Raw genomic sequence first — 298 nt, forward strand, 5'->3', positions numbered from 1 at the left:
CCCCCCCCCCCCCCCCCCCCCCCCCCCCCCCCCCCCCCCCCCCCCCCCCCCCCCCCCCCCCCCCCCCCCCCCCCCCCCCCCCCCCCCCCCCCCCCCCCCCCCCCCCCCCCCCCCCCCCACCCCCACACATCTTACTGTTCGTCGGCAGCGTCAGATGTGTATAAGAGACAGGCAGAGACGCTGCAATTAAATAGCCAGATTCGTTTTATGGTGTTAAGTGAAAAATGTATAATGCCGCTGTAATGAACAGTAAATTGCTTACAGGTCTAGGATGATGTCGCCGCTGATGCAGCCCATA

1 protein-coding gene is annotated in these 298 nt (G+C 66.4%); it reads left to right on the forward strand.

From position 1 onward, the window contains the following. On the forward strand, positions 1–190 hold a 190-nt coding region (locus tag JHD62_RS22180), incomplete at its 5' end, for a hypothetical protein (RefSeq protein ID WP_199104679.1). Between the last annotated feature and the right edge of the window lie 108 nt (positions 191–298).

The organism is Aquitalea sp. ASV11 (assembly GCF_016429185.1).
In the GTDB taxonomy this organism is placed as follows: Bacteria; Pseudomonadota; Gammaproteobacteria; order Burkholderiales; family Chromobacteriaceae; genus Aquitalea; species Aquitalea pelogenes.